This window comes from Mycobacterium triplex (assembly GCF_000689255.1).
Classification (GTDB): Bacteria; Actinomycetota; Actinomycetes; order Mycobacteriales; family Mycobacteriaceae; genus Mycobacterium; species Mycobacterium triplex.
Genome location: NZ_HG964447.1, coordinates 290,155 through 316,798 on the forward strand (window position 1 = coordinate 290,155; position 26,644 = coordinate 316,798).

At 65.4% G+C, this 26,644-nt stretch carries 23 protein-coding genes and 2 pseudogenes; 4 read left to right on the forward strand and 21 right to left on the reverse strand.

Features of this window, described 5'->3' with window-relative positions; all coding sequences use genetic code 11:
• Nucleotides 1-5: 5 nt before the first annotated feature.
• Both BN973_RS28885 and BN973_RS28890 read right to left on the reverse strand, forming a co-directional pair.
• Complete coding sequence (locus BN973_RS28885) at nt 6-1,235, reverse strand: CaiB/BaiF CoA transferase family protein (RefSeq protein ID WP_036473769.1); 1,230 nt, start codon at nt 1,233-1,235, stop codon at nt 6-8.
• Nucleotides 1,235-2,428, reverse strand: coding sequence for a cytochrome P450 (locus BN973_RS28890; protein ID WP_036473771.1), 1,194 nt, complete (start codon nt 2,426-2,428; stop codon nt 1,235-1,237). Before BN973_RS28890 ends, BN973_RS28885 begins: the two co-directional genes overlap by 1 nt.
• A 451-nt stretch (nt 2,429-2,879) precedes the next feature.
• On the opposite strand from BN973_RS28890, the gene BN973_RS28895 reads away from it, so the two are divergent.
• On the forward strand, nt 2,880-3,257 hold the full coding sequence (locus tag BN973_RS28895; RefSeq protein ID WP_036473772.1) for a hypothetical protein: 378 nt from the start codon (nt 2,880-2,882) through the stop codon (nt 3,255-3,257).
• 254 nt (nt 3,258-3,511) lie between these two features.
• Here the strand turns inward: BN973_RS28895 and BN973_RS28900 are convergent, their stop codons facing one another.
• A complete protein-coding gene (locus BN973_RS28900; protein WP_330981754.1) occupies nt 3,512-4,285 on the reverse strand; it encodes an SDR family NAD(P)-dependent oxidoreductase in 774 nt (257 codons plus the stop codon).
• Nucleotides 4,286-4,459: 174 nt separating this feature from the next.
• Between BN973_RS28900 and BN973_RS28905 the strand changes: the two genes are divergently transcribed.
• A complete protein-coding gene (locus tag BN973_RS28905; RefSeq protein WP_036473775.1) occupies nt 4,460-4,927 on the forward strand; it encodes a hypothetical protein in 468 nt (155 codons plus the stop codon).
• A gap of 96 nt (nt 4,928-5,023) precedes the next feature.
• Complete coding sequence (locus BN973_RS28910) at nt 5,024-5,323, forward strand: hypothetical protein (RefSeq protein WP_036473777.1); 300 nt, start codon at nt 5,024-5,026, stop codon at nt 5,321-5,323.
• Between the two features lie 25 nt (nt 5,324-5,348).
• Here BN973_RS28910 and BN973_RS28915 read toward each other — a convergent pair whose 3' ends face one another.
• From BN973_RS28915 to BN973_RS28935, 6 genes and pseudogenes are all read right to left on the reverse strand, one after another.
• A complete protein-coding gene (locus BN973_RS28915) occupies nt 5,349-6,419 on the reverse strand; it encodes an alpha/beta fold hydrolase (RefSeq protein ID WP_051641703.1) in 1,071 nt (356 codons plus the stop codon).
• Between the two features lie 442 nt (nt 6,420-6,861).
• Complete coding sequence (locus BN973_RS28920) at nt 6,862-8,418, reverse strand: wax ester/triacylglycerol synthase family O-acyltransferase (RefSeq protein WP_232232268.1); 1,557 nt, start codon at nt 8,416-8,418, stop codon at nt 6,862-6,864.
• Nucleotides 8,419-8,423: 5 nt separating this feature from the next.
• A complete protein-coding gene (locus BN973_RS28925) occupies nt 8,424-9,191 on the reverse strand; it encodes a hypothetical protein (RefSeq protein ID WP_232232254.1) in 768 nt (255 codons plus the stop codon).
• Between the two features lie 46 nt (nt 9,192-9,237).
• Nucleotides 9,238-9,657: pseudogene (locus BN973_RS32255) on the reverse strand (NAD-dependent epimerase/dehydratase family protein); the annotation flags it as partial.
• On the reverse strand, nt 9,658-11,226 hold the full coding sequence (locus tag BN973_RS28930; protein ID WP_036473782.1) for an acetyl-CoA acetyltransferase: 1,569 nt from the start codon (nt 11,224-11,226) through the stop codon (nt 9,658-9,660).
• Nucleotides 11,223-13,661, reverse strand: coding sequence for a CaiB/BaiF CoA transferase family protein (locus BN973_RS28935; protein ID WP_036473784.1), 2,439 nt, complete (start codon nt 13,659-13,661; stop codon nt 11,223-11,225). The genes BN973_RS28930 and BN973_RS28935 overlap by 4 nt, the downstream gene beginning before the upstream one ends.
• Before the next feature lie 147 nt (nt 13,662-13,808).
• On the opposite strand from BN973_RS28935, the gene BN973_RS28940 reads away from it, so the two are divergent.
• The gene (locus BN973_RS28940; RefSeq protein ID WP_036473786.1) at nt 13,809-15,038 is read left to right on the forward strand and encodes a CaiB/BaiF CoA transferase family protein; all 1,230 of its coding nucleotides are present in this window, start codon (nt 13,809-13,811) and stop codon (nt 15,036-15,038) included.
• Between the two features lie 7 nt (nt 15,039-15,045).
• Here the strand turns inward: BN973_RS28940 and BN973_RS28945 are convergent, their stop codons facing one another.
• The 12 genes and pseudogenes from BN973_RS28945 to BN973_RS29000 form a co-directional block, all read right to left on the reverse strand.
• The gene (locus tag BN973_RS28945) at nt 15,046-15,894 is read right to left on the reverse strand and encodes a thioesterase family protein (RefSeq protein WP_036473788.1); all 849 of its coding nucleotides are present in this window, start codon (nt 15,892-15,894) and stop codon (nt 15,046-15,048) included.
• A 7-nt stretch (nt 15,895-15,901) separates the two neighbouring features.
• Entirely contained in the window at nt 15,902-16,639 is a 738-nt protein-coding gene (locus BN973_RS28950) for an alpha/beta fold hydrolase (protein ID WP_036473789.1), read from the reverse strand.
• Between the two features lie 13 nt (nt 16,640-16,652).
• Complete coding sequence (locus BN973_RS28955) at nt 16,653-17,582, reverse strand: LLM class F420-dependent oxidoreductase (RefSeq protein WP_084163676.1); 930 nt, start codon at nt 17,580-17,582, stop codon at nt 16,653-16,655.
• Between the two features lie 11 nt (nt 17,583-17,593).
• Complete coding sequence (locus BN973_RS28960; protein ID WP_036473791.1) at nt 17,594-18,757, reverse strand: acyl-CoA dehydrogenase family protein; 1,164 nt, start codon at nt 18,755-18,757, stop codon at nt 17,594-17,596.
• On the reverse strand, nt 18,757-19,359 hold the full coding sequence (locus tag BN973_RS28965) for a flavin reductase family protein (RefSeq protein WP_036473793.1): 603 nt from the start codon (nt 19,357-19,359) through the stop codon (nt 18,757-18,759). The genes BN973_RS28960 and BN973_RS28965 overlap by 1 nt, the downstream gene beginning before the upstream one ends.
• A gap of 22 nt (nt 19,360-19,381) precedes the next feature.
• Nucleotides 19,382-20,872, reverse strand: coding sequence for an aldehyde dehydrogenase (locus BN973_RS28970; protein ID WP_036473795.1), 1,491 nt, complete (start codon nt 20,870-20,872; stop codon nt 19,382-19,384).
• 6 nt (nt 20,873-20,878) lie between these two features.
• A complete protein-coding gene (locus tag BN973_RS28975; protein WP_036473797.1) occupies nt 20,879-21,661 on the reverse strand; it encodes an enoyl-CoA hydratase/isomerase family protein in 783 nt (260 codons plus the stop codon).
• Nucleotides 21,658-23,265 (reverse strand): annotated as a pseudogene (locus BN973_RS28980) (class I adenylate-forming enzyme family protein). Before BN973_RS28980 ends, BN973_RS28975 begins: the two are co-directional and overlap by 4 nt.
• Before the next feature lie 16 nt (nt 23,266-23,281).
• On the reverse strand, nt 23,282-23,797 hold the full coding sequence (locus BN973_RS28985; protein ID WP_036473799.1) for an aromatic-ring-hydroxylating dioxygenase subunit beta: 516 nt from the start codon (nt 23,795-23,797) through the stop codon (nt 23,282-23,284).
• The gene (locus BN973_RS28990) at nt 23,794-25,089 is read right to left on the reverse strand and encodes an aromatic ring-hydroxylating oxygenase subunit alpha (RefSeq protein ID WP_176234842.1); all 1,296 of its coding nucleotides are present in this window, start codon (nt 25,087-25,089) and stop codon (nt 23,794-23,796) included. The genes BN973_RS28985 and BN973_RS28990 overlap by 4 nt, the downstream gene beginning before the upstream one ends.
• Nucleotides 25,086-25,526 carry a Zn-ribbon domain-containing OB-fold protein gene (locus tag BN973_RS28995; protein ID WP_036473801.1) on the reverse strand — a complete coding sequence of 147 codons (441 nt, stop codon included), beginning with the start codon at nt 25,524-25,526 and terminating at the stop codon, nt 25,086-25,088. The genes BN973_RS28990 and BN973_RS28995 overlap by 4 nt, the downstream gene beginning before the upstream one ends.
• The gene (locus BN973_RS29000) at nt 25,523-26,641 is read right to left on the reverse strand and encodes a thiolase family protein (protein ID WP_036474152.1); all 1,119 of its coding nucleotides are present in this window, start codon (nt 26,639-26,641) and stop codon (nt 25,523-25,525) included. The genes BN973_RS28995 and BN973_RS29000 overlap by 4 nt, the downstream gene beginning before the upstream one ends.
• Nucleotides 26,642-26,644: the final 3 nt, after the last annotated feature.

The window sequence follows — 26,644 nt, forward strand, 5'->3', positions numbered from 1 at the left end:
CGGCCTTAGGTGATGGCACCGGCGATCTTCAATTCGATGAGGCGCTCGTCGTCCACCCCGAGTTCGCGGAGGACGTCGTCGGTGTGTTCGGCGAACTGGGGGGCGCGTTGCAGTTCGGCAGGGTCGTCGTCGAACCGCACCGGATTTGTCACCAAGTGTTGCGGATTTCCCTCGACGTCAACGATGTGGGCGATCCGACCGTTGGCGGTCAGTCCTTCGTCGTGGGCCAATTCCCAGGCGTCCTGGACCGGTGCCCACTGTCCGGTGCCCCGGCTCAGTACCTCCTTGCACTCGGCGAAAGTCAGCTTTGCGATGGCGTCGTGGACGATGCCGTAGGCGAGATCAGCGTGCTCGGCCATCGCCTGCAGTGATTCGAACCGCGGGTCCTCGATGTATTGGTCCAGGCCCATCAGCCGGCAGAACTCCGGCCAGTACCGGGTGGGCTGCAGCATCGACAGCTGGACGAACCTCCCGTCTGAGGTGCGGTAGGCGCCGGTCAGAGGATTGCCCGGAGCTTGGGTGCGGCGCTCGATCTTCGGTAGCGGTCCGCCCATCAACATCGCCATGTTGACGCTGAACTGGGTAGCCCAAGCGCCGACCGCGAGCAGGGAGACGTCGAGCACCGAGGCCTCACCGGTGACGTGCCGGCCGTACAGTGCCGCTGCCACACCCCCGGCGATGGTGATGCCGCCGATGTTGTCGCCGTAGGCGCCTGCGGGCATGAACGCCGACTGATCGGCATCTGGTGGATTGAGTCCGTCGGCGCTGCCGCCGCGGGCCCAGAACGCTGTCGCGTCATAGGCGCCCGCGTCGCGGTCGGGTCCGTTCATGCCGAATCCGCTGCCCGCCACGTAGATGATGTCGGGGTTGACCTTTCGGACGTCGGCGACGTCGATGTGCAGCTTCGTCCGTGCTGAAGGAAGGTAGTTGGTGAGGAAGACGTCACTGCGGCGGATCAACTCGTCGAACTCTGGGCGCACGTCGGCGTTGTCCAGTGCCATTCCGACGCTGCGTTTTCCGCGATTGGGCGCTTCCATGATCGGCGCGAAAGTCGATCCTGGTTTGGTGGCCGCCGCGCCGAGCACCTTGACCAACCCCCGTTGTGCATCGCCGGTCACGGGATGCTCGATCTTGATAACCTCGGCACCCCAGTCGGCGAGTACGGCTCCGGCGGAGGGGACGTAGGTGAACTGCGCGACCTCAAGCACGCGAACTCCGTCGAGCGGCTTGCGCATCAGATGTCCCAGACCAGCGGAAGGCTCTCCAGTCCCAGCTGGCTGCCGCTTTCGAGCATCTGTGCGTCCGGAGCCACCCGGTAGTTAGGGATCCGCTTGTGCCATTCCTCCAGGGCAATTCTGAGTTCCTGACGGGCCAGGTGTGAGCCGAGGCATCGGTGCGGGCCAGCGCCGAACCCGATGTGGTTGTTCGGTTTACGGGTGATGTCCACCGACGTCGCGTCGGTGAAGGCGGCATCGTCGCGGGTCGCCGCGGCCAGCGGGATGTTCACCATGTCACCGGCCTTCATCGGGCAGCCCTGAATGTCGATGTCCCGCATAACCTTGCGGGCGGGGATCACGATCGCGTAGGCACGGACGAACTCCTCGACCGCGCTGGGGATGACGGCCGGCTCGTTCACGATCCTGTGCCGGTCGTCGTCGTTGCGGGCCAGATGAAGAAACATCCAGCCAAGAGTGACCGAGACGGTGTCCAAGCCCGCCATGAACATCAGCAGGCAGAAGGACAACAGATCCTGGTCGGTGACCGGCTCGCCGTCGATCTCGTAGGTCAGGGCCTTGCTGACGATGTCGTCGCGCGGTTCTTCGCGACGCTCGGCGATGACCGTTGTGAACCGGCCCATCACCGACATCATCGCGGTCATTTGCGTGCGCAGCTTCTCCTCGTCGCTACCGCCGGCGTGCAAGATGTCGTGTTCCCATGCAAGGAACTCGTCGAGTTCCTCGACAGGCAGTCCCATCATTTCCAGAAAGATCGTGGTGGGGAAGCGGGCGGCGAAGTCGGCCATGAAGTCGCAGGAGCCGCGACTGACGAGGCCGTCGATGAGGTCGATCGCGCGCTGGCGCACCGTGGACTCGAGCTTCTCGACTGCGCCAGGGGAGAACAGCGGACCTAGCTGGCGCCGCCACTGCCTGTGCTCCTCCCCGTCCAGCATCTCCGGTATCCACTTGATCGGTGGATTCGGATCCAGCGCGGTAACCACGCTGTTGGAGAAGGCCTCCGGGTTCTGCATGATCTGCAGGATTCCCTCGTAGTTGCAGACCGTCCAGAAGCCAGGCCCAAATTCGTTTCGGTACCAAGGAAACTGAGCGCGCAGCTCATCGTATTTAGCGAACCACGTTCCCTCGGGCTCAGTGGTGGTGTAGTCGAAGGTGACGACCGGCACCGTCGCCGCCTGCTCGCTCGTTGTCACGTTTCCTCCGAGGTCCTGCGATTATCGTCGATTGATGGCGCATTCCTGCGACTGGACGAGTCGAGAGTATCAGGCGCAGTGGTGCTGGGCGAGACCCAGGTCACAGCTGGCTCGACGTTGGGTCGGCCATCGGATCGGCACAGTCCAGAACGTCGCTGAGCCCGGTGCTGGATGTGTTTTCGTTGCGGTCGTGTCCCACAGGGCCAATTCGGCCGCCAATCATCCTCGGTCAGTCCTGTTTTGGCCTCGCTGGAGTGGCGAGCTCGCCGCCCAGTGAGGGCCGACGCCAACGGTTACATGGTCTACTTAGTAAGATACGTTGCTACAAAACGACAGCAGTGCCGCTGGCGACGTGCGATGCCACGAGCGGTCGAGCTGCGACGGTCGCAATTGATCGGATGGCGACAGGGCGAGCCCGTCACCGGGTGGAGGAATCACAATGGGTTGGCCGATGAAAGACGTGCCGGAGGATGACTCGATCGATCCGGATGCGCCCTTCGCGAACCAGCCGAGTGAACGACCTGCTCGCGGGCCGGAAATGATGGACCGTCGCTACCGGTGCGACGCGGCGGCCTTCTCGGTCGGTTCTCGCGATGGCACTATCGGCCGGGTCGATTCCGTCCGCAGCAGCTGGGAAAAGTTGAAGAGACGGCAACCCCGCGAGTTGGCAATCCTCATCGACAGGGCCGCCGCTGTGCGGCTGTGGCTCGACAGAAACGGGTCGGAGCCGCGTGTCATCCTCGAAGATCTCGAAACGGGCGATTACGTGTCGCTGAACGCCGTCGAGTTGTCCGACCTGATCATTGACCGCCAAGAGCACGAGGAGTAGCGCACCCATTCGAACCGGCTCGGCGATCGAGCGTAATGAGGCCGAGCCAGTCGCGGACGCTGCATTCCCAAATGCGCAGTAGCGTAAGCGCATTGACGTACATGTCGTGCGTGCCGGTGGCGCGAGCCCAGTCGGCGCTGTGGTCCGGTCAACAGCTCGCGTTCGTCAGTCCAGATCCAACACCACCCGACAGCCAGCCAGAAAAGTCATCGTCGCCTCCTACCTGCGGACGGCTGGCGCCGACCTCGGTACCATCAATGCGCCGTCCACCCGCCGTCCACGGTCAGCACCTGCCCGGTCATGTATGTCGAGGCCCGCGACGCCAGATACAGGAGGGCTCCGTCGAGCTCGTCGGGTTCACCCATTCGTCCCATCGGGCACCCCGTGCGCAGATAGCGCCGGCTTGCTTCGTCCTCCATCATCGGAGCCGAGCTTTCGCTGGGGAAGAAGCCCGGCGCCAGAGCGTTGACCCGTATTCCATGTCGTGCCCATTGGCATGCGAGGTCACGGGTGAGGCTGACCAGGGCTCCCTTCGAGGAGCTGTACGAGGCGTCCGGGATCGGCCAGGCGGCGACGAGACCGAGGATCGAGGAGACGTTGATGATCGAGCCACTTCCCGTGGCGATCATCGGCACGGCGGCCAGCCTGGCGAGATGAAAGGCGCCGACCAGATTGACCTCCAAGGTGCGCCGGAAGGCATCGATAGGTTCCTCAACCGCTGGTTGGGGGGAGCCGAAGCCGGCATTGTTCACAACGATGTCGAGCCGGCCGTAGCGCTGCATCGTCTGCGGGACGATCTCCTCGACTGCGGAGTCGTCGGCTAGATCGGCGGTGACCGGGAGCACGCGATCGAGTTCGGCCGCGAGCGCGGCGAGTCGATCCGAGCGCCGGGCCACGGCGACGACCGAGGCACCCGCGGCGTGCAGCACACGGACGAACCGGTCGCCGAGCCCGCTGGACGCTCCGGTCACGACGGCAACCTGGCCGCTCAGATCGAAGAGCTCGCCGGGAGTCTGCAGAGACGTCACGCGGACCTCCATGTCGGGCATTGCCACCACTGCGACGCGTCCGGCAGCCGGACTCGGTGCCAGACGGGATTGATCTCGACGGATCGCACTTATCAAACCTAGTTGACCATATACTCAGCCACGTGGATGGCCTGTCGGGGAAAGAGGCGTTGGTTGTCTGGCGGGGGTCAGCGCATGACTGACTGGCGCGGCGCTCCGCTGGCGCGTACCTGGATCATCGCAGCGGCAGAGCTCGTCGGCGGACTCGTGCTGGCCCGCATCTTGGTCTGGACCGACCGCCCTGCGGGGCACCGCCATGAGCAGGGCATGGCACCGACGCACGGTATGGCGCCGATGTCAGACGTGCCGAAACCGTCTGCGCCACATCTGCATTGGACGTGGCCGGTGTTCACTGTCGGTGTGCTGGCCGTAGCCGCGTTCATCTGGTGGGTGTTGCGCCGACAAATCATCGTCACCGTGGTGGGCGCCGCCGCCGCCATTATTTGCATGGCGTCTCACCCAGTTCGTGTGCTCGCTGCGCAGTCGCATTTGGTCGGCATGATTGTTCTCGAGGTGCAGTTGGTTGCGGTCCCGCTCTGGATACTCACGGTCCTGCCGTCCGCCGCAGATACGGGGCGCACCGGTTGCCGCCGTGCTGGTTAGATCTTGTTGAGCGGGGGATCGGCGCTGGCTTACGCGGCACTGCTCATCGCGATCCACCTTCCGGGAGGACATCACCACGGAGGGGCAAGGAATGTCGTGCCGTTGTGGCTCGCCATTGGCGCATCGATGATCGGCATAGCGTATTGGTTTGTCGTGCTTCGGACAGCCGCAGTCCTTCCGTTGAAGATTCGTCGCATCTCGTTACTCGCAGCGCAAGAAATCGCCGCGCTCGTCGGGCTGCTGTCCGTATTCGGTGCGTGGGGCGGCCCGGGCGCCGCTGGCCCGCTGAAGATTTCGGTCGCCTGGGATCAAGCGCTCGGCGGGCTCGTCATGCTGGTGACGTGTGCAGCGGTGGCCATTCCGATCTCCCAGGCTCTGCACACCGAATCTCGATAGGTCAGAAGACAGTCTTCGTCGGGGCTTAACTCGCTGCAAAGTCCGCTACCTCCTGGGGATCCCAGATTCGATACCGGTGGTACATGCGGCGCCGTTGCGGATACGCCTTGCCAAGGACGCTGATCTGGGGGATTAGGCCGTGAACCAGCGCGTCGGGGCGAGACATACCTTCGCTGTCAGGTCCGACACCCCGCCTCGGCGGTGACGTTGCCGATCGTAGGTCCTCGCCGAGCCGGTTCTCGGCGATCAGCCGGCTGAGGATCTCAGTGAAGGTCCACGGGGTGTTGAGCACCCATGAGTGATAGGCCTTGGGCAGCGTCACCAACAACGCTCCACTAAGACGTGCCGCATCGACTGCGGACGCGAGAGGGACGATCTTGTCCTGCTCGCCGTGGAAGATGACGACCCGAGCCTTGGCCCTACATAGCGCTTTCAGCGCGTTCGCGCTGTCGTCAGCCCGGGCAACTGCTCTCGCCGCGGAGGCGAATGTCGCCGGATGGGCGGCCGTGTTGAAGAACAGTTTGCTCAGCGTGCGCATGTAGCGGACCTGATCGCGACGGCGTAACCCCACCCGGTCGACGATTGTGTCGCCGACCGCCGCGGCGAGCGCAGCGCCGGTTCGCATCGGTGATGCGATGCGCACCCGTGACGCGTCGAAGGCCGCGCCGATCGCGGGATCGATGAGGACTACCGCGAGCGCGCGTTCCGGATGTCTCGCGGCCAGTTCTGCGGCGGTGCGACCACCCATGCTGTGACCGACGAGAACGGCCCGCTCGATACCGAGACCTTCCAGAATCCGTTCCGTGACTGCGATTCGGTGGGCGAACGTGTGCTCGCCAATTCTGGGTGCGAACGTCTCCCCGTGCCCTGGCGCATCGATGGCGACTACCAGAAATCCCAGCTGGGGAAGCCGGCTGAGCAGCTTCATGTACACGCGCCGGTTCATCCCGATCCCGTGGAAGAAGACCAAGGGGACACCGTGGCCACCGACCGAAACTCCGACGCGCCGACCGTCACCGAGTTCAATGAGGTGATGTGCGAACCTGATACGGGAGCCCGGAGGCACCTGTGTCCGATTTGTGGCCGCCATCACCATTCGGGCACCTCAACTTGGTATATCACTCTCACTGTCGGTGCAGCCAGCGCTGTACTAGTCTCGGTCGAAGCCCGCCGATGCGGTCGGCTCATCTTCGTGTTATCTGGGATCCCGCGCAAGGCAACCCTTCTCGGTGGCTGTCGAAGCGAAGGCGCGACTCGCCTCAGAACCGTGGCGCGACAGGACGAAAAGGAGACGCCGGTGGTCAATGCGCTTCGCGACGCGCTGATTCGTCGACTCGTCACCAACGCCGCGACAATCGCAGGCGGGTTTCCCCGGGGTTTGGTGCTCATGCCGTGGCGGCAGTTACTGGACGGCCCAGATTTCGCCGGCTGCGGACCCCTAGAGTCGGCCAGTAACGCTACTTCAGCTCTTGATGGCACTTGGCGTGCTGCCAATACAGAGGCTCCTTTGTGGATGTGGTGGACGGACTCGCCGAGCACTAACTCTTGACCTTGTTGCGTTGTGCGACAGCAGCCTTCGTCTCGCGGCGGGCGGCGAGACCAGTGCGTTGGTCCGAACCTTGCGCTGGAGCGTTCAGCAGCTCCGACAGATGCCGATGCACGCCCTTGACGATTGTTTCCGGGTCCGGAATGAGGTCGGCCAGCGCGGTGAACCCGAAATCAAGGCTGTCGCCGTAGCTGAGGCAGTGGATGAATAGACCGATGCCTGCTCCCACCATGGTCCGTCCGTACATGTGAGTGATTTCGGCCCCTGCGATATAGAGCTTGTCCCTCGGCCCGGGAATGTTGGATACCACGAAGTTCGCGATGGGCGGGACGGCTTCGACGGCCGGAGAATTCACCAGCTGACCCAATGCCAGCCATGCGCCGGTTGGCAGTGCGTCGATCAGCTTCATCACCTGGCTGACGGTGCCGGTGGGTTTGCGGTTGGTGCGCGTCACTGTGGCCCCGGAGCTGGCGCGTGCCGGCTTACGTTTGGCTGTCAAAGCGGACACCGTGCGGATGCGTTCTACTGGGTCGGCGATGTCAGGTACCGGCACCATCATGAACGCGAAGTGGTTGCCGCTGGCGGATTCGGCGGCTTCATCGCGAACGTTCACCGGCCCAGCGATGCGCAACGGCTCGCCGGGCAACTCGTCGCGGTCCCGAAGATAGTCTGCAACGGCGGCGCTCGTGATCGACAGCACGACGTCGTTGAGCGTCACCCCGAACCGATCCTTGGCCCGCTTCACCTCCGACATCGACAGGGACGCGACGGCAAGCGAACGTTTGGGGCTAGACGTCAACCGGTTCAGCAAGTTTCGGGATGCGGCGGGGGAAGGGCCGGTGGGCGACTTCTTCTCCGGAGGCGATGCTTCGTCCACGTCGGGCTTGGCAGTGGTTCGGCCCGCCGAGGAGGCGCGGGACAGCAAACCCTTCAACAGCGGGATGGCGATGGGAACCGAGCGCTGAGCAAGCTTGACGGGTATGAGCATCTGATCCGGAACGGAACGGAGCAGCATCTCCACTTGAGACGGCACCCGCTCCCCGTTGACTCTGTAGGCTGCCAGGTCAGGGTCCATCGGCAGGGGTGCCCTATCGAATAGCTCACTCAGCATCTCGGTGCCACCGACGCCGTCGATCGCGGCGTGATGCAGTCGGAGCAGGATTGCTGCTGACCCGTCGGCAAGTCCGTCGACGTAGTACATCTGCCAGAGCGGACGGGTTCGGTCCAGTGGTTCATCGGCGAGGGATACGGCCAACTCGCACAACGCCGACAGATCGTACGGGGCGGGGGCGCCGAGGTGTTTGAGGTGGCGGTCGATGGTGAAATTCGGATCGACGATCCAGTGTTCGTGGCCGGCGCCGAAGGGTGCGGACACCGCACGACGGGCGAACACCGGGATCTTGGGCAGTCGCGCCGCCATCTCGGCGCGAAACCTGGCGAAATCGTGCCCGTCGGGTGCGGTAGACGGGTCCAGCATCAGGATGCCGAACATGTCCATCGGCAACCTCGCTGTCTCGACATTGATGAACATCCGGTCGAGCCCATTCATCTGCTTCACGGTGAAATCCCTTCCTTTGCAGCCGCGCTGGCCTGGGTTGCCCGTGCCACCAGATGCGCGGGCAGGCGCGCTTGGTCACCGATGCGGGCCAGTAGCGTGCTGTGTTCCGCCATATCCAGAATCAGCTGCCGGCGAGCAGCCGCTGTGGGCCCTTCTTCCGTCCTGCCCTCCAAAACGAGCTGCTCGATATCGCGGACGACGCGGTCTACTTCGTCTGCGTAGGTGCGCCGCAACAGGATTGCGCGCAGTGGACCTACATGTTCGGTTGAACCGGGAGATACCCGCCAGGGCAACGTGACAGTCCTTTTGCCCAAGGAGACCACGCCGTGGGCGGCGCGAGCCATGTCCTCGAGGGCGGCCCTGCTCGACCACGCGCAGGTGAACCCCCACTCGTCGTGGAGTCGGGTGGTGTCGACGATCGGCATGTACAGCAGGCCACCGATCTCGCCGGGCGCCAGCTCGCTGACTCCGAGCTTCCAGGCCGCGCTGATTGCCGTTCGAAGGGCCCGCTCAGGGACCCGGATGAGCGGCCGGTCGATGATGTGTGCGATCTCGCGCATGGTGAGAGTGCCTGTGCCGGTGATGTTGACCGCACCGGTATGGGTGTGCGACACCGCCTCTGCGGTGAAACGCGCAACGTCGTCGGTGTGCACGAACTGTTGGTGACGGTCTGGGTCGGGAACCGGCAATGCCGGACTGGAGAAAAACCGGAAGATGGTGTTGTCGACGTCGCGTCCGGCGATGATGCCCGCACGCACTATCACCGCGTCTACCCCGCTGCGGTCGATCAGGTCCTCGGCCCGCTTTTTTGTGCGCTGCGTAGAAGTGCTCGCGAGGCGGTCGCCGCTCGTCGGTCTCGGTCAGCGTCGGTGGATGACCGGGCACGGCTCCGTACGCGAGCACTGACGATGAGAACACCAGCCGTTGACAGCCCGTTGCGGCCATCGCGTCCAACACATTCTGGGTCCCGCCGAGATTGATCTCCTCGGTAGCGGCCTCGGTCCTGAGTGGAGCGACGACCCACGCCAAATGCGCGACTGCGTCACATCCAGACACCGCGTCGGTCACCGCACGGGCGTCACGGACGTCGCCGGCCGTGAAGGCGACACCGTCAACAAGAGTCTGCGGCCGGTTGCGAGCCATGGCGGTGACGTCATGGCCTGCGGTGACCAGGCGCCGACACACGGCACGGCCGAACGGTCCCGTCGCCCCGGTCACCAGAACTTTCATCTAACGCACCCTCCGAATTCCGGCAGTGCTCAGCGCCGCCTTGTTGCCGGTCGGGTCCGGCCGCACCACGATCGGGGCGCCGATCGGTTCGCCGTCGATGAGCAGGTCGAGAAGGTCCTGGTCGCCCTCACCGGGGTTGGCCAGGAAGCGGCGGTCGTCCGCATCGACGCGGCCGACGACGATGCCGGCGGGACCCGATTTGGTGTAGCGAACCGTGTATGTCTCGATGCGAGCGTCTCCCTCCGGGGCCTGTGCCACCTCGGCGACGGGCCGAGCTTGCAGCTCTGACTGGAGGGCGGCACTTCGGTCGGCTCGCCAAGTACGAGGAGTCGTCGAGTAGATGCCGACCGAATACTTCGACAAGGTCCCGCCATTGGCGCCGACCAGCCCGTGCGAGCCCGGGCGTTCGCGCATCGCACGGACCGTCTCGGCGATGGCGTGCATCGAATAGTTATTGCCTGCGCCGCCGAAGTAGGGCAGCCCACCAGTCAGAGTCAATCCCCGAGGATCATCAGCCGAAAGACCGAGTCCCTCAAGCACATTGGACACGGCGATCGGGAAGCAGCTGTACAGGTCAAACGTAGCTATCCCGTCCACGTCGATGTCGGCGACACGCAGTGCTTCCAGCGTTGCCGCCACGGCCGATGGTGCCCGACTCAAATCAGGTCGCTCCAGCAGAACTCGTTCGCGTAGGTCTGCGTGTCCATGCAGGAACACCCAACGATCCTCAGGCACACCGAGTTCGGTGGCGGCGCTCACCGTCATTACGAGCACTGCGGCACTCTGGTTCACCTGGTCGCGGGCCACCATCAACCGCGGGTACGGGTCGGCGATCAAGCGGTTGGACGGGGTGATCGTGGCCACCTCGGTGACACTGCGTTCGACCGGCGACGCCGCGAACGGGTTTCTGGCGGCGACGGTGCTGAGCGGAGCGAACAGCTGAGCCATCTGTTGGCGGTACTGCTCGCGAGTCAACCCCAGCCGCGCCCGGCGGGCATTCTCCAGCAGTGCGTACTGCGACGCCGCGTCGACCAGCCCGTGGGCGACGAATTCCGCGCCGCTCATGCCTTCCAGTCCGTATCCGCGGTCGTTCAATTGTCCGTCGACGACTTCGGAGAAATCGGGCTTGTCGTCAGCGGACGCCAGATGACGGACAGTGGAGATGGCTTCAGACCCCAACAACAGAACGACGTTTCGCTCGCCGGCGGCGATGGCTGCCGACATTTCGTTGACGAGGTGCTGGGGGCTCTGGCCGCCCACCACCTCCAGGATGGCGTCGGCGGGACTCGCCCCGATGCGTCGCGCGACGGACCGCGGGTAGTTCGTGGCCTTCCCCAACGGCGCCGTCGCCCACGGGGTGGAGATTTCGAACTGGCGCACTCCGGCGATTGTGTCGATCCGGCGAGCAGCAGCGGTCGCGTCGGCACCGCAGTCGCGAAGTGCGGCACGCGCGGCCTCGCTGGCCAGCTCGACCGCCGACAATCCCCGGTAGTCGGGATCATCGATCCGCTCGCTGAATTGACCGACACCTACGATCACCGGTGTGTGGGGATCGATGGAATCGCTCATCCCGTTGTCCCTTCGGACAATTCGAGGACGCCCTCCCGAGCAAGCTGATCTATCTCGGTGTCACTGAGTTTCAGCACGGCATGGCACACCGATCGGGTGTCTTGTGCCATGGTTGGTGCCGGGTTCAATAGCGGTGGCGCGATCGAATCGAAGAGCGCGATGCCGGTCTCGACAGTGAGCGGCTCGTCCCAACCAGGCTGCCGCAGTTGGCCCAGCGCGTGTCGATGCGCAAGCTGCGGATCGTCGAGCAGGTCCTTGACGTGCACAGCCGCGCCGGCCGCGACGCCGACAGCCTGCAGTTGTGCGGCGGCATCCCGGGGATCGAGCGGCAACGCCCACTGCCCGACGGCTCGATCGAGCTCCTCGCGGTGAGCCAGCCTGCCGTCGGCTGAGCGCAGGTCGTCGCGACGGGCGAGATCGTCTCTACCGATGGCCGCGGCCAGATTGATCCAATCGGCATCGCCGTCGACCCCCACGACGCAGTAGGCGTCCTCACCGTCGCAGCGATATACCCCGGACGGCGCGTCGAACTCACCGACGTTGCCCCGGGCGGTCATCGTGCCTGGCTGCAGCGATTCGCGCAGATAGTCGGTGCACAACTGGACGAAAACCGTCTCCATCTGCGCCACGGTGATTTTCGTGCCCTTGCCGCTGCGTCGGCGGGCCACCAGGGCGGCGATGATGGCTGCCACAGCGACCCGTGCCGCGGCGTGATCGGGGTAGACGGTCATGTCGTCGCCGAACCCTTCGGGTGCATCCGGGTGCCGCCACAGGGTGGTCAGCCCAACTGCCGCCCGCACCAGCGGGCCGTAACCCATACGCTTGCTCCACGGTCCGCTGCTGCCGAACGCACTGCTTTCAACCACTACGATGGCGGGATTCAGCTCGCGCAGAGTGTCGTCGTCGAATCCCAGAGACTCCATCGTGCCGGGCTTGAAGTTCGTCAACAGCACATCCGACTTGGCGATCAGGCCCCGCATCAGTTCGGCACCACGCGGATCCCGCAGATTCAGGCCCAAGCTCAGCTTATTTCGGTTACCCACTGAGAAGGCATGGCTAACCCGTTCCGGGGTGTCGGCCTGACGCGCCCCATCCATGAACGCCCGGTTCTCGACCTTGATGACCTCGGCCCCCTGGTCGGCGAGCAAGCGTCCCGTTTCGGCGCCTACCACAATCACCCCGAGGTCCAGGACGCGAAGCCCTTCCAGCGGGCGCAGGCTGGCCGCAGGCGAAGGTGAACTCGCAGATCCAGCCGGCACACCGCCACCGACACCGCTGAGCACTTCGTCGGTGTGCTCACCCAAAGTGGGTGCCCGAAAACGGAATCCAGCGCGTTCGCCACCGAATTCCAGGTAACCGTTGGCCATCCGACCGACGAGCCCGGGTGCGACTTCGGCATCGACGAACGCCCTGCGGCTCGTGGCATGATCGCTGGTTGCGGCTTCGGCGGGCGTGTTCACACTTGCGATGGGGATACCGAGTTCGCTTGCCCGCGCGACGATGTGATCGCGAGTCTTGTCGGCGAACAGGTCGGCGATCACTTTGCGGAGTGTGTCCCAGGACGTGAACCGGGTGATGAGTTGCTCGAACGACGGGTCCGCGAACTCCTGGGGCTCTCCAAGCCAGATGAACATCGCCCGCCAATGCTTGGGCGCAAGCATGCACAGCCGTACGTGGCCGTCGGCGCACGCGAAGATCGGGTAGAGCATTCGCGCGTCCGGTCGCCCCGGTGGAAGCTCGGAGATCGGGCGGCCCATGGTGGCGGTGCCGGCCATCCCAAAGCCCGGGTCGAGCCCTTGCACGGCCATGTCGTGCAGGGCGCAGTCGACGTAGTCGCCGAGGCCGGACTCGAGCGCGCGATAATAGGCGATCAGCGCGGCGTACGCCGCCTGCACGGCGCCGGCCTCGGTGGCGAAATCGCCCGGCGGCAATAGGGGCTCGCGATCCGGAGCGCCGGATCGGGTCAAGGCGGACGACATCGCCATCTGCACTGCCTCAGTGCCTCGCCAGTCGCGGTAGGGGCCGGTCTGCCCGAAGGCGGTAATCGACACCACGACGAGTGCGCGGTTGCGCTCTCGCATGACACTGGGCCCCACGCCAAGGCCGTCCAGCGTTCCGGGAGGCAGGGATTCCACGACTATGTCGGCGCGATCCACGAGCGACAGCAGGGCGGCGCGACCCCGGTCGGTTCTCAAGTCGAGGACTACGCCCCGTTTGTTGGCATGTGCGGTGAGAAAAGGAAGTCCGAGACGGTCATGTTGCGGGTGTGCACGTCGTGACGCGAGTCCCTCAGGCGGCTCGACGAGCACCACGTCAGCGCCCAGCTCGGCCAGCAGCCGTGTCGACGAGGCGGCGACACCATCCGTCAGGTCGATGACCCGCGTCCCACTCAGGGGCAACTCGTGCCTCGGACCATCACCCGATGGTGTCGACATCGTCGTCCGTCTCCATGTCGTTGCGCCTCTTTCGGTCTGCGGTCGGAATTTGTCGAACATCTTGACCCGATAGTAGACCTCGACATTGCTTACCTAGTAACCTATGTTGGCACTAGGCGGCGCGGCCAGCAGGACAGAGGTGAACGGGTGCAGAAGCCGATGACCGGTGTGCGCGTCCTCGAGGTCGCGCAATTCACCTTTGTGCCTTCTGCGGGAGCGGTCCTTGCCGACTGGGGCGCCGACGTCATCAAGATCGAGAATCCGGTCACAGGAGACGCGCAACGGGGACTCGTCACCGTCGCCGGCCGCTCCGCCGCCACACCGGGAGTCTCGTTCTCACCCACGGTCGAGGCCCCCAACCGTGGCAAGCGCAGTGTCGGACTGTCTCTGGCGTTGAAACAGACACGGCCAGTGTTCGAAGAGCTCGTCCGGCGCAGCGACGTCTTTCTGACCAACCTGTTGCCGCAGGCGCGGGCGAAGCTACGGATCGACCTCGATGAGGTACGGCGTATCAATCCGGCGATCGTTTACGTGGCGGGCAGCGGATTCGGGAGCGAAGGGCCTGACCGTGAGACGCGCGCGCGCGACGCAACGGCGTTCTGGGCGCGGGCCGGCAACGCTGATGGGGTCACGCCGACGGGATCCGAGGTGCCGACGGGCATGCCGGCGGGTGCCTTCGGCGACAACATCGGCGGCATCACCATCGCCGGCGCCGTCGCCGCTGCCCTCTACGGCAGGCAGACGACCGGGCAGACGTCCGTCATCGACGTATCGCTGCTGGCGGTCGGGGCGTGGGCCAACCAGTCCAGCGTCAACCTCGCGATGCTCTACGGCTGCCCGCTGCCAAAGATCGACCAGCGGACCCAAACCCTGGGCAACCCGCTCACCGGCGCCTACCGATGCTCGGACGACCGCTTCATCCAGCTTTCGATGCTCCAGCCCAGTCGGTACTGGGCATCCGTCTGTCGACTCTTCGGACTCGACGCAGCCGCCGCGGACGAGCGATTCGCTTCGCTCGAGTCGTTGGCGACCCACGCCGATGACGCCGCCGCGCTGCTCGCAGACGCGATCGGATCGCGGACCTTCGACGAGTGCACGCGACTGCTGAGCCTTCTCAAGGGCCAGTGGTCTGCGGTGCAGGACGCCTGGGAGGTCGCCCACGACGAGTCGTTGATCGCCAACGGCCGCATCGCCGACCTTCGGGATGCCCAGGGCAATCAGCAACGGCTCGTGGCGAACCCGGTGAAGTTCGATGAGGCGGCGGCCCACCTGACCCGGGCGCCGATGTTCGCCGAGCACACCGATGAGGTGCTGCGGGAACTCGGCATGAACGATCACGACTTGATCGAACTGAAGATCGAGGGCGCCATCACCTGAGCGCTGGTCAGCCCAACACTATCGACGGTGGTGGCGTGAATCCCGGGTTCGCCAACGCCGTTGCCATACCGCTGCCGATGGGTCCTTTGTCGTCGAATAGCGTCGCCACGCCGGTGGCGACCCCTGCGTGGCTGTAGTGCGTCATCGACGCCAACCCGATGTAGACGCCTTGCGGCAAGCGACTGAGCGTGACGGTGTAGTCGGCGTTAATGAACTGCAAGCCTTCAGTGCCCCAGTGGGTTAACGAACTGGTGACGTCCCCGGCCATGACGGCGCGGGTGAAGGGCGACAGTGGCTCGTCGTCGACGAGCAGCTTGGTCTCCCGCAGCCAGACGAACTTCTGCCCATGGTGTCGCCATTCGGTGACTCCGACACCAGGACTGCCCGCGACCGGGTCCCGGCCGAACGAATGCAGCACCATGGGGACATCGTCGGCCAACGCGTCGGGTTCCGCCGGTACTGAGGGCATGCTGATCGGCGACGTCCACACCGTGTCCACGGCATGCTCGCTGCGGCGAAGGAACAACGCACTGGCGCGGGCCACCACAACGTCGTTCTGAGTCATGACCGCGTCGACCGCGCGAAGTCGCCGGCCCTCGCGCACCACCGACGAGTGCATCTGCAGGGGCTGCAGCGCCACCGGCCTCAGCAGATCCACCGTCAGCCGGGCGGGCTGCATGTCGGCGTCGTCGACTTCTTGCTCGACCGCTCGCGCCAGCAACCCGCCGATGTAGTTACCGCTGATTGACGGACCCCAGGGTCCTTGCGTCAATCGGGTTGGTACGTAAGCGTTTCCGTCGGTGACGAAGAAGCAGGTCGGCGCGGCGTGGGCCGGCTTCGCTGATGAGTCCTCCACTTGATCCCTACCCCCGTAACCGGCATCGCTCGATAAGTATCTGCGCCACACGTTCCGGATCGCTGAACATCAATTCGTGGCAGGCATCAACGGGGATGACGGTGTCCACCCCGCCCAGGGCGGCGATGCTTGCATGCTGCGATGCCACGGACAGGGCCCGGTCGCGGGTGGTCAGTATCCAGGTGCGTGGGACGTCGGCGGGTAGTCCGCTACGGTCCACCGGCTCACCGGGTATCCGCGCCGACTCGGCATGCAACTTCGACATCGCCAATCGGCGCTGCGCGGGGGTCATGCCGTTGCAGAACGCCCAGCGTGCCGCCGGCGTTGGAAGCTTCATGGGTCTGCCGATACGGGCGGCGCGCCGAGCGAAGAGCGCTAGCGGCCCACCGAGTGTGTCCGCGATGGCCGAGCCCTGAGGCGGAACGAATGCCGTTGCCAGAATCATCTCCCGGACTCTGGAGGAACCGAGCTTAGCGACGACGCCGGGGACCGTTACCCCCGCCATCGAGTGGCCCACGATCACGATGTCACCTAGCCGCGCTTCCTCGATGTCGGCGATGACGGAGTCCACCCACTCGGAGATCGTCACGGTCGCGAGGTCACCTGGCTTGTTGCCGTGCCCGGGCAGATCCACCGCGAGAGTGCGCAATCCCGGTTCTCGACGGTGTATTTCGGCGACGACGAGATCCCAACAGTCGCCGGCGTGCTCGCCGCCATGGACGAGCACCAGGTCGGGCAGAGTCATGGTCGGACCCTCATCAGTCGATCAACCGGGAGCTCAACGTGTCGATGTCGGCGCGGAAGTCGGTGTAGCTCCTGCTGGCCGGCTCGATGGTGATCCACGTGACGCCCGCCTCGGCGTAGGCATCCAGCCGGGGCCGCACCGCGGCACAAAACCCGGTGCAGTCACCGCTGGCCAGCAGGTCTGCTTCGAACGGGACGAAGGCAACGTCGGCAGCGTCGCGGCCGGACTCCGCGCGCTGCTTGTTCACTCTCGCGACCCACTCGCCAAGCGTCTCGATGTCTTCCAGGGGCCGGGAGCGGGTGATCGCAGCCATCTCGCCCGAAGCGGCCATCGGCATCCAGCCGTCGGCGACCTCGATGACCCGGCGCTGCGCGGCCGCGCCGTTTCCGCCGATCCAGATCGGCGGACCGCCCGTCGTCAGCGGCGGTGGCAGCGCGACATGTCCGCTGACCCCGAACTCCGGCCCGTCGTGGTCGACCCCCGCCCAGGTCGCCCTCCAGGCGGCGATTGCCTCGTCGAGCAGCGCGCCGCGCCGGTCGAAGTCGGCTCCCAACGCCTGGAATTCGGCCTTGAGATAGCCGGCTCCCGTGCCTAATGTGAACCGACCACCTGAGAGCAGATCGAAGCTCGCTGCGGCCTTTGCCGTCAGGTAGGGGTTGCGATAACCCGACACCAGGATGTAGGTCATCAATCGGATGCGGGTGGTGGCGGCCGCCGCGAAACTCAGCGACACGAACGGATCGAAAGCGTGGTGGCCGCCGCGAGCCAACCACTCCCGATCGGGATATGGGTGTTCGGACATCGAAAAGCCGTCGAAGCCTGCGTCTTCCACCAATTGTGCGACATCGCCGATGCCCACGCCCTCGCACCACCTGTTCCAGTGCTTGACGGCCCGCATCGGGAACATCAGGTTGTAGCGCACTTCGGCCCCTTTCAGCTCCATTGTCGCAGCGACTATTTCACCAGTGATCGCGCGATGACTTCGCGCTGCACTTCGGTGGCGCCTTCCCCGAGCCGCTTGACCCGAAGGTCGCGAAACCATCTTTCCAGCGGCAGTTCGGTGGAGATTCCCAGGGCGCCGTGAGTCTGGATGCAGCGGTCCAGAACTCGGTAGGCTGCCTCGGTGGCGAACATCTTGGCCGCCGAGGCGTCTACTCGAACGTCGCGGCCGAGGTCGGCGTTCCAGGCGGCCTGGTAGATCAGCAGCCGGGCGGCCCGCAGGTCTACCTCACTGTCCGCAAGCATCCACTTGACGCCCTGCTTATCAGCAAGTCTGCCGCCGAAGACATCCCGGTCCTTGGCCCATTGGCAGGTCATGTCCAATGCGCTCTGCGCGATGCCGATCGGGCCGGCCCCGTACACGATGCGGCCGTGTACCAGGAACTCGTTCGCCAGCGAAAGACCCTGACCCTCATCACCGATCAGTCGGTCCGCGGGTACCCGCGCATTATCGAAGTGCAACTCATACGGGGCAAACGATGCCATCACAGGGATGCGGCTGAACGTGACGCCCGGGGTGTCCTTCTCGAGAATGAATGCCGAGATACCCTGGCCCCCCTCACCGGTGCGGGCGTACACCACACCCCAATCGGCATCAGGGGCGTGCGAAATCCACATCTTCGAACCGTTGAGCACGTAGCCGTCGCCGTCACGCACCGCCTTGAGTTTGATCGCCCGCGCCGGATCCGACCCACCTGAAGCCTCGGTGATCGCGGTGTACGCCTTGGACATGGTGCCGTCGATGATGGGCCTGGCGTATCTGTCGAACTGCTCCGCAGACGCCTTGAACATGATGTTGGGCGGGTTGCCGCCGAACGCACCGAGGGCCGGAAAGAAGGCTCCCATACGGCATTTCGCGGCTTCTTCGGCGACCACGACTTGGCCGAGCACGCTGAGCCCGGCGCCGCCGTACTCGGCCGGCGTCTGCAGCGCCCACAGTCCGAGCTCCCTGGCTTTCGCCTGAAACTCCACCAGCTGTTCGCGAGGTAACCCGACCGCGTCGTGTTCCAGCTTCTCTTCGAGTGGATGCACCTGCGCAGCCATGAACCGCCGCACTGTGTCGCGCAGCATCACCAATTCTTCGGGCAGCTGCCACGCGCCAGAAGGCTCTTGGGCCATTAGACCCGTGCCGCAGCGGCAGCCCGCAGGTCCCGCGCGCTCTGCAGCTGCGGCTCGTGATTCGCCTCGTATCGCTCGATCCAGTCGGGTGGCAGTTTGCCCCACGCTTCACCGATCCGCAGCCGCTGCGCGGAGCTGAACACCTCCGCGGCCACGACGTCGCCGACGAAGATGGTGTTCTCATCATTGTCCAACGATCCGGTGATGCGGCACTCCACGTAGCTGTGGGCATCGAGCAGGATCGGCGCGCCAGTCACACCCGGCTTGGTGCGCAGCTTCGACATCTTGTCGCCATCGCGGCCCGAACTGCCGCCAAGTGTCATCAGGATTTCCATGGACTTGTCGATCTCGTCGGGACCGGCCGACAGCATATGCATCACGAAAATGCCCGAGTTGACCAGCATGTCGTGGGTCTTGTTGTATTTGGTCAGGCTGACCGTAGCGCGTGGCAGTTCGGGCACGATGCTAGCCGAGCCGGCCGACAGCGACATCAGGCCATTCAAGAATGGGGGGTCAACGCTGTCGTCAATCGTGGTTACTGCCACCGGAAATGGCCGTAGTCCGGCCAGTACCTTGTCGGCGGCCGCGAAGTCTAACGTCATGTCTTTCGCCCCTTTTGTCGTTTCAGCCGAGCGTGAACGGGTCGCGGGTCTCCCCGGACAGCTCGACCCACACCGCCTTTGTCTCGGTGAAGTCCTTGACGGCGTCGATGCCGTTCTCCCGCCCGATGCCGCTGTAGCCTATGCCGCCGAACGGAACGTGCGGCGCGACGACGCGGTACGCATTGATCCACACCGTGCCCGCGCGCAACTTGGCGGCCACCCGGTGCGCGCGGTGAACGTCCTTGCTCCACACCGCGGCGGCCAATCCGAACTCGGTGCTGTTGGCCGCGGCGACGGCCTCGTCCTCGTCGGCGAAGGTCATCACCGCCAGTACGGGTCCGAAGATCTCCTCAGCGACGGCACGCATCGAGGGGTTGACGCCGGTCAGCACGGTCGGCTTGACGAAGTAGCCGCCGAGGTCACCTGCCGGCTCGCCGCCGTAGGCGATCGTGGCTCCCTGTTCACGTGCGGAAGCGAAGTGCGACAGCACCTTCTCGTACTGCGGCTGGTTGGACACCGGGCCCATCTCGGTCGTCGGGTCCTTCGGGTCTCCCAGTTTGATGGTCGCCGCCCTGGCGACGATCTTGTCCACCAGAGCGTCGGCGACGCTGTGATCGACCAACAGGCGCGAGCCCGCCAGACACGTCTGGCCGGTGGCGGCGAAGACGCCGGCGATCACCCCGTTGGCCGCGGCGTCGAGGTCGGCATCGGCGAACACCACCTGCGCCGACTTGCCACCGAGTTCGAGTGAGAACCGGGTCATGTTCTCGATCGCGGCCTTACCGACCTCGATGCCGGTGGCCGTCGAGCCGGTGAACGCGATCTTGTCGACACCGGGGTGCGACGCCAGCGCAGCACCGGTCTCCGGACCCCAGCCGGTGACGACATTGATGACACCTGGCGGAAAGCCCGCCTCGGCGAACAGCTTTGCGAACGCGAGAGTCGACGTCGGGGTGTGGTTGCTGGGCTTGACGACGAACGTGCAGCCTGCGGCCAGGCCGGCGGCGAGTTTCCACGTCAACAGGAGCAGCGGTGAGTTCCAGGGCGTGATCGCGCCGACCACACCGACGGGCTCATGGCGCGTGTAGACGAGGTAGTTGGGTTTGTCGACCGGTATGACATCTCCTTGCAGCTTGTCCGCCAGCCCGCTGTAGTAGCGGTAGTAATCTGGCAAAGACCGCATCTGGCCGACCATCTCGCGAACCAGCTTGCCGCCGTCGCGCACCTCGAGTTCGGCGAGCTGCTCGGCCTCGCGCGCGATGATCTCACCGAGTCGCCCCAGCAGCTTGCCACGGGCGGTCGCGGTGAGCGCACCCCACGGTCCGTTCAGCGCGGCACGAGCGGCGGCCACGGCGCGATCCACATCGGCAGCCCCGCCGTCGGGCACCCGTGCCCAGGGCCTTCCAGTGAAGGGGTCAACGCTGTCGTAGGTCAATCCCGATGCGGCGGACGATGATTCGCCCCCGATCAGTAGATCGAACTGGACCAACGTCTCGGTCGCGGTGTCAGTCATGCGTCCTCATCGAGTTCGCGGCTTCTTCTTGTTGTTCAACGAGTCCGGGCTGGCTCCGGCATTGCCAAGGTCGGTGAAGAACTTGCCGTGTCGGGCGGCGACGCTGGGCGTCAAATCACGGGCCTCCCACATCGCGCGAACGGTGCCTTGAACACCATTTGGTCTGCGCCCGGCGATTTCGCCGGCGAGCTCGAATGCCCGGGTGCGTAGTTGGTCGTCGGGGACCACTTCAGTCACGAGCCCGATTCGCAGTGCGGTCTGCGCCGACATCCGCTCCTCGCTGCCGAGCAGCGCCCAGCGCATCACCTCGCCGTAGGGCACGCCGAGGGCCAGCATGCCCATCGGCTCCAGTGCCGAGACGATGCCCGCATTGGCATGTGGGTCAAAGAAGGTTGCCGTCTCGCTGCAGATCGAGAAGTCACACTCGTTGACGAAGTACATGGCACCGCCGGCCACGATGCCGTGCAGTGCCGCGATCACCGGCTTCCACACCTTGTGTGCCTTCGGCCCCAGTAGCTCCCCCGGATCCTCCTGGTTGAAGATCGGTTGGTGCTTCCACCAGGTGCCCTCGGTCACGTCGATGCCGGTGCAGAACGCGCGTTCCCCGTTTGCGCACAGCACCGCGACCCGGATGTCCTCGTCGTCGCGCACCCGTGCCCACACCGTGGCCAGCTCGGCGGCCATCTGTTCGGTGAAGCTGTTCAGCTTCGCAGGCCGGTTGAGTGCCACGGTGGCGACGTGGTCCGTCACCGAAAATTCGATGGTGGCCAGGTCGGTCTGCTCGATCACGGGCGCTCCTCGGTCGATGCGGTCGATACCGGCATCTTCGCATCCGCCTCGGCGACGTGGTTCACCTGGTTAGCGATCTCGCGTTTGAGGATCTTGCCTGCAGGGCCCAACGGGAACTCGCGCCGGAACACGAACCGGCGCGGCTGCTTGTAACCGGCCAGTTCCGCGCGACACAGCGCAGCCAGCTCGACGCTCAGAGTGTCCTCATCGTTGACGTGGGCCTTGGGAATCACGGCGGCCACCGGCGTCTCGCCCCACTCAGGGTCAGGCACCCCGACCACCGCCACCATGTCTACGTCGCGATGCTGAGCGAGCACCCGCTCGATCTCCGCCGGATAGACATTGAACCCGCCGGAGATGATGAGATCGGTTTTGCGACCGGTGATATGGAGGTAGCCTTCCTCGTCGAGGTAGCCCAAGTCACCGCTGCGCAACCCGTCGGGTCGGAACGTCTCGGCGGTCTGCTCGGGCCGGTTCCAGTAGCCAATCGCGTTGGCGGGGCTGACGATCACGATTTCGCCGACGTCGCCGGGTGGGGCATCGTTGCCGTCGACATCGACCACCCGGATCACGCACATCGGCGTTTCCCGCCCGCATGAGGTCGCAATCGAGGTTTTGCCGGCGACGATGTCGCGGTGATCCTCGGGCGTGAGAATCGTTGCTTGTCCGCCGCATTCGGTGAGTCCGTAGCGCTACTGCAGGTCGCAACCGAGCAGGTCCATGGCCTTGCGTGCCAGGCCCGGCGGAACCGGCGCGGAACCGTAGGAGATGCGCCGCAGGCTCGACACGTCCCGCGGTGGTCCGTCTTCCAGGATCGCCAGCGTGCGGTGCAGCATCGTCGGGATGAACGTCGTGAACGTGATGGCGCTGCGTTCGATCTCGTCGATCACGGCCTGCGGGTCGAATCTCTGATGGATCACCATGGTCTGACCGAGGTAAAGCCATGACACCGTGCGGACCATGCCGCCCGCCGTGAAGAAAGGGGTGGTGGCAAGCATGACGTCCGAGCGGTTGCCCTCGGTCACCAGGTTTGTGTCCGCCGCCTGGTAGAGCAGGGCGCGGTGGGTGTGCATCACGCCCTTGGCTCGACCGGTCGTGCCGCTGGTGTACAGGATGAACGCGACGTCATCCGGCGTGACGTCGCGGTGCCCGTCGCCGGGCTGCGCCTGCGCCAGCGCCGTCTCGTAGTCGGTGACCAACTCGTTCGTGCCGAGCGTTGACCGCGCACCCACGCTCAATATCAGTGCCAGCTCCGTCAATTCGCCCAGGAACTTGTCCACGTGGTCGGCGTGGATGATGACAGCTCGTGCGCCGGAGTCGTCGCGGACGTGGGCGACTTCGTCGGGAGCCAGCCTGATATTCACCGGCACCGTGATCAACCCCGCTTTGGCCAGACCGAACGAGATCTCCGGCCATTCAAGGCAATTGCGGGCGATCACCATCACCCGATCGCCCGGTACCAACCCGCGGCCGATCAGGAAGGCGGCGAGCCGCCGGGCCCGCTCGTCGACCTGCGACCAGGTAAGCGCCCGGTCGGCGTCGACCAGCGCACGCTTGTCGGGGTAGCGGCGGCCGTTATTGGTTGCGATGTCACCGATGAGCATCAGATGAGAAGTCCGTTCAAATCAGGAAAGCGAGTGTCTCGACCGGGCCGCTTGCGTCGATCAGATGCACGATCTTGCGAATCAACCGCGGGCCTTCTGACGACAAGCGAATGGTGTGGGCTACCCGGCCGGCCCAGAAGCGTTGACGCAGACGGTATTCGAATAGCGCGAAGTTGGATTCCACCGTGACCGTGTTGGTGCCCGTTTCCACCACCTCACTGTTGGAGACCACACGCCGCATTACCGACGGCGGTGTCTGTGAGTGCCGGTTGCCGGTGTTGAGCTGCGCCACCCGGCTCTTGATCCGTCGCCGGTTGTCATTGATGTAGGCCAGCGTGTTCCGCGGGTCGTCGTCAGGGTGCATCGGGACGCGGTACTCGACCGTGTCGTCATCGTCGGCCCACAACGCTTCCCACTCCGAGTAGCGGCCCTCGTCGGCCAGCCGCGCCTCCAGATAAAGAAACGACAGGATCTCAGGGTCCGGCAGCGGACGCAGAACCGGACGCGTCTGGGCTTCAGAGTTGACGGTCATGCTCCGGTCCTCCCGCCGACGACCGAGGCCCAGTGCGAGTAGAAACCGCGCTGGGGAGTCTCGGCGCTTTTGTCGCGGTTGATGATTCCGCTTTCGTCGGTCACATCGCCGTCGACACCGCGGGCCAGCACCAGCCACTCGGGCAGCTCGGCGGCGAGCCCGGCCTGGTTGCGCATGCCGATCTCTCCGTCGTCCGCGATCAAGAAGCCGGCCGGACCCATCGCCCCCTCGGAACGGCGCAGCGTGCGCTCGTTCAACGCGTCCTGGCCGGGTATGAGGACCGCGGTGGTATAGGCGACGGTGCGGTCGGGGGCCTGCGGTTCGACGAACATTACGTTCATCTCGGCCAGGAACAGGTTGGGCCAGATCAGTGTGTGCGGCGGACCCACCACCAAAGCGTCGTGCGCTTGCTCGGGACCGTACGCACCTTCCAGTGCGTCGACGTAGCCGGCCAGCTTGGCCCGCGGGATCCGGCCGTACCAGACGAATTCCTCATCGAGTTTTCGGTATTCGTCGCTGTAGTCGATCTCGGAATGGCCATTGCCGAGATCGCGGACCAGCACGTCGACCTTGGTCGGGACGTGCGACACCTTGGCGGGCTTGATCGCGTCGTACACCGAGGCGTGCGTGAACAGTGCGTGGTAGCCGTCAACGTTGTTCTCCACCACCATCTTCCAGTTGGCGTGGTGCAGGTGCTTCATCCAATTGGCCCGCAGGTCGATCTCGCGGGTGGGGGACAGGTTCAGCAGGCGATCGATGGCGCGTGTTGCCTTACCAAGGTGCTCTTGTAGCGAGATGCCCTCGGGCGCCAGCGACGCGAAGACGAATCCGCCGTAGCTGTCCACCCGGGGCGCCTGGGCGAGACCCAGCTCGGCGCGCACTTTGTTGAACTCCTCGCCGTAACCCTCACGCATCGGAACACCCTGCAGCGCACCCGTATTGCCAAACGTCCAGCCGTGATACGGGCACCGGAACGAGTTGGCGTTGCCCTTCTCGGCGTTGCACAGCTTGTTGGCACGGTGGGTGCAGCGATTGAGCACCACCCGAACCACGCCGTCCCTGCCGCGCACCACGACAACCGGGTCATGGCCGATCATCCGGGTGAGGTAGTCACCCGGCTCGCTGACCTCGCTCTCATGCGCCACATAGACCCAGCCGGTCTTGAAGATGCTGTCCATTTCACGGCGGAAGATCTCGGCGGACGTGTACACCGTCCCGTGCACCCGGTCGCGGCGTATGACAGTGTCGACGTCGAATTCGTCTACAGCAGCGTTGGATTCGACTGTCGTCATTGATCCTCCAGAATGTCGATGGCCGGGATGGCGACGTCGCCCAGTCGGCGGAAGCCGATGCGCACCGCTGTGCCGATGGGCGGTGCGGTGTCCGCGGGTTGCACGGTGGTCATCACCATCCGGTGCCCGCTTGCCAGCTCGACGTCGACGATGGGGTACGGCGCCCCGCCGCGCACCAGGCCGGGCTCACAGCGATGCATAAGTGTCGCCGCGTGTACAGTGCCGTGTAGATCGACTGTGCGCCAATCATTTTCGGTGTTTCCGCAGCCGTCGCAGACTTCCTGATCGAGCTCGAGCGGCAGGGCGCAGGCCGCGCAGAACGGTAATGCGAGCTCATTGCGCGCGGCCGCTCGGTACAGCGGCGCCAGCACGTCGTCGTCGGCGGTGGGTGCCAGCGCGCTGTCCAGCAACCAGTCCTCGACCGCCGTGGCGGTCATGCGGCGCGCTCCAGCACCAAGGCGGCGTGGTGGTCCATCCGGCCGCCGATACCGCCGACCAGTGCGACCGTCGCCCCGGCAACCTGACGTTGCCCGCCGGCGCCACGCAGCTGAATCATCGCCTCCGCCAACGGCGTCATACCCTGCAGGTAGAAACCGGACAGCTGGCCACCACCGGTGTTGGTCGGCAGCGTGCCGCCCGGCCCGGTGTGGCCGTCGCGCACGAATGCACCCGCCGGAACGTCACCGGTGAGCCGGTATTCGTCGAGCAGCGCCAGCGTGACGATCGAGAACGGGTCGTACAGTTCGGCGACGTGCAGGTCTGATCGGGCCATGCCGGCTTGGTCGAGGGCGTCCTGTACCGCGCGGCCACCGCCCCCGAACCACGACTCGGCTCCCGCGCGGCGGCGCCGCACCGGGTGTTCGCGCCCGGCTCCGCGAACCCGCAGTCGGGTGACGCCGACCGAGGGCCGCCCGGTGAGCACGACGGCGACCGCCCCGTTCACCGGCCGGGCGCAGTCCAGCAGCCGAAGTGGTTCGGCGATCATCGGGGAAGAGTCATAGTCGGCGTCGTCGAGCGGCTCTCGGTTCACCGCATCGGGGTTGCCGCGCGCCCATGCCCTGGCCGTGGTGGCGACGGAGCGCAACGCTTTGGCAGGGGTGCCTGAGACGTGCAGCCAGCGCTGGGTCATCAGCGCATACGTCGGCACCGAGCCAAGCAGCCCGGAGGCGCGCTCCAGGCCGCGCACCCCGACGTTGCCGCCACTGTGTGCGTAGGTCGAGCCGGCACCGCGGCCGGCCACCAGGGGTGCGTCAGCGAAGACGCACAGTATGGTCGACGCCTCGCCCGCGACGATCGCGTGGCGCGCGCGCTGGATCATGGCGATCGTCGTGGCGCCCTTGATCTCGACGTGCTCCAGCAGGCGTAGGTCCGAGAAGCCAGCCGCGGCGGCGAAGCCGACGCCCAGCCGGTCCGGCCGGACGCCCTGCGACGAGCCGACCAGGATCCCGTCGATGTCGGCATGCCCGAGTCCGGCGTCGGCCAGCGCGGCGGCGCTCGCCTTGACGGCCAGTTCTAGGGGCGTCGCGCCGGGACGCAGCGACATAGGGGTCATGCC

Excerpts from the sequence above, each read along its gene's own strand:
- BN973_RS28955 (WP_084163676.1), bottom strand. The coding sequence starts at position 17,582 with ATGGAGCTGAAAGGGGCCGAAGTGCGCTACAACCTGATGTTCCCGATG.
- BN973_RS29000 (WP_036474152.1), bottom strand. The coding sequence starts at position 26,641 with ATGACCCCTATGTCGCTGCGTCCCGGCGCGACGCCCCTAGAACTGGCC.
- BN973_RS28985 (WP_036473799.1), bottom strand. The coding sequence starts at position 23,797 with ATGACCGTCAACTCTGAAGCCCAGACGCGTCCGGTTCTGCGTCCGCTG.
- BN973_RS28995 (WP_036473801.1), bottom strand. The coding sequence starts at position 25,526 with ATGACCGCCACGGCGGTCGAGGACTGGTTGCTGGACAGCGCGCTGGCA.
- BN973_RS28950 (WP_036473789.1), bottom strand. The coding sequence starts at position 16,639 with ATGACTCTGCCCGACCTGGTGCTCGTCCATGGCGGCGAGCACGCCGGC.
- BN973_RS28965 (WP_036473793.1), bottom strand. The coding sequence starts at position 19,359 with ATGACGTTAGACTTCGCGGCCGCCGACAAGGTACTGGCCGGACTACGG.
- BN973_RS28885 (WP_036473769.1), bottom strand. The coding sequence starts at position 1,235 with ATGCGCAAGCCGCTCGACGGAGTTCGCGTGCTTGAGGTCGCGCAGTTC.
- BN973_RS28905 (WP_036473775.1), top strand. The coding sequence starts at position 4,460 with ATGACTGACTGGCGCGGCGCTCCGCTGGCGCGTACCTGGATCATCGCA.
- BN973_RS28915 (WP_051641703.1), bottom strand. The coding sequence starts at position 6,419 with ATGGTGATGGCGGCCACAAATCGGACACAGGTGCCTCCGGGCTCCCGT.
- BN973_RS28930 (WP_036473782.1), bottom strand. The coding sequence starts at position 11,226 with ATGAGCGATTCCATCGATCCCCACACACCGGTGATCGTAGGTGTCGGT.
- BN973_RS28935 (WP_036473784.1), bottom strand. The coding sequence starts at position 13,661 with ATGTCGACACCATCGGGTGATGGTCCGAGGCACGAGTTGCCCCTGAGT.
- BN973_RS28990 (WP_176234842.1), bottom strand. The coding sequence starts at position 25,089 with ATGACGACAGTCGAATCCAACGCTGCTGTAGACGAATTCGACGTCGAC.
- BN973_RS28960 (WP_036473791.1), bottom strand. The coding sequence starts at position 18,757 with ATGGCCCAAGAGCCTTCTGGCGCGTGGCAGCTGCCCGAAGAATTGGTG.
- BN973_RS28895 (WP_036473772.1), top strand. The coding sequence starts at position 2,880 with ATGAAAGACGTGCCGGAGGATGACTCGATCGATCCGGATGCGCCCTTC.
- BN973_RS28920 (WP_232232268.1), bottom strand. The coding sequence starts at position 8,418 with ATGAATGGGCTCGACCGGATGTTCATCAATGTCGAGACAGCGAGGTTG.
- BN973_RS28970 (WP_036473795.1), bottom strand. The coding sequence starts at position 20,872 with ATGACTGACACCGCGACCGAGACGTTGGTCCAGTTCGATCTACTGATC.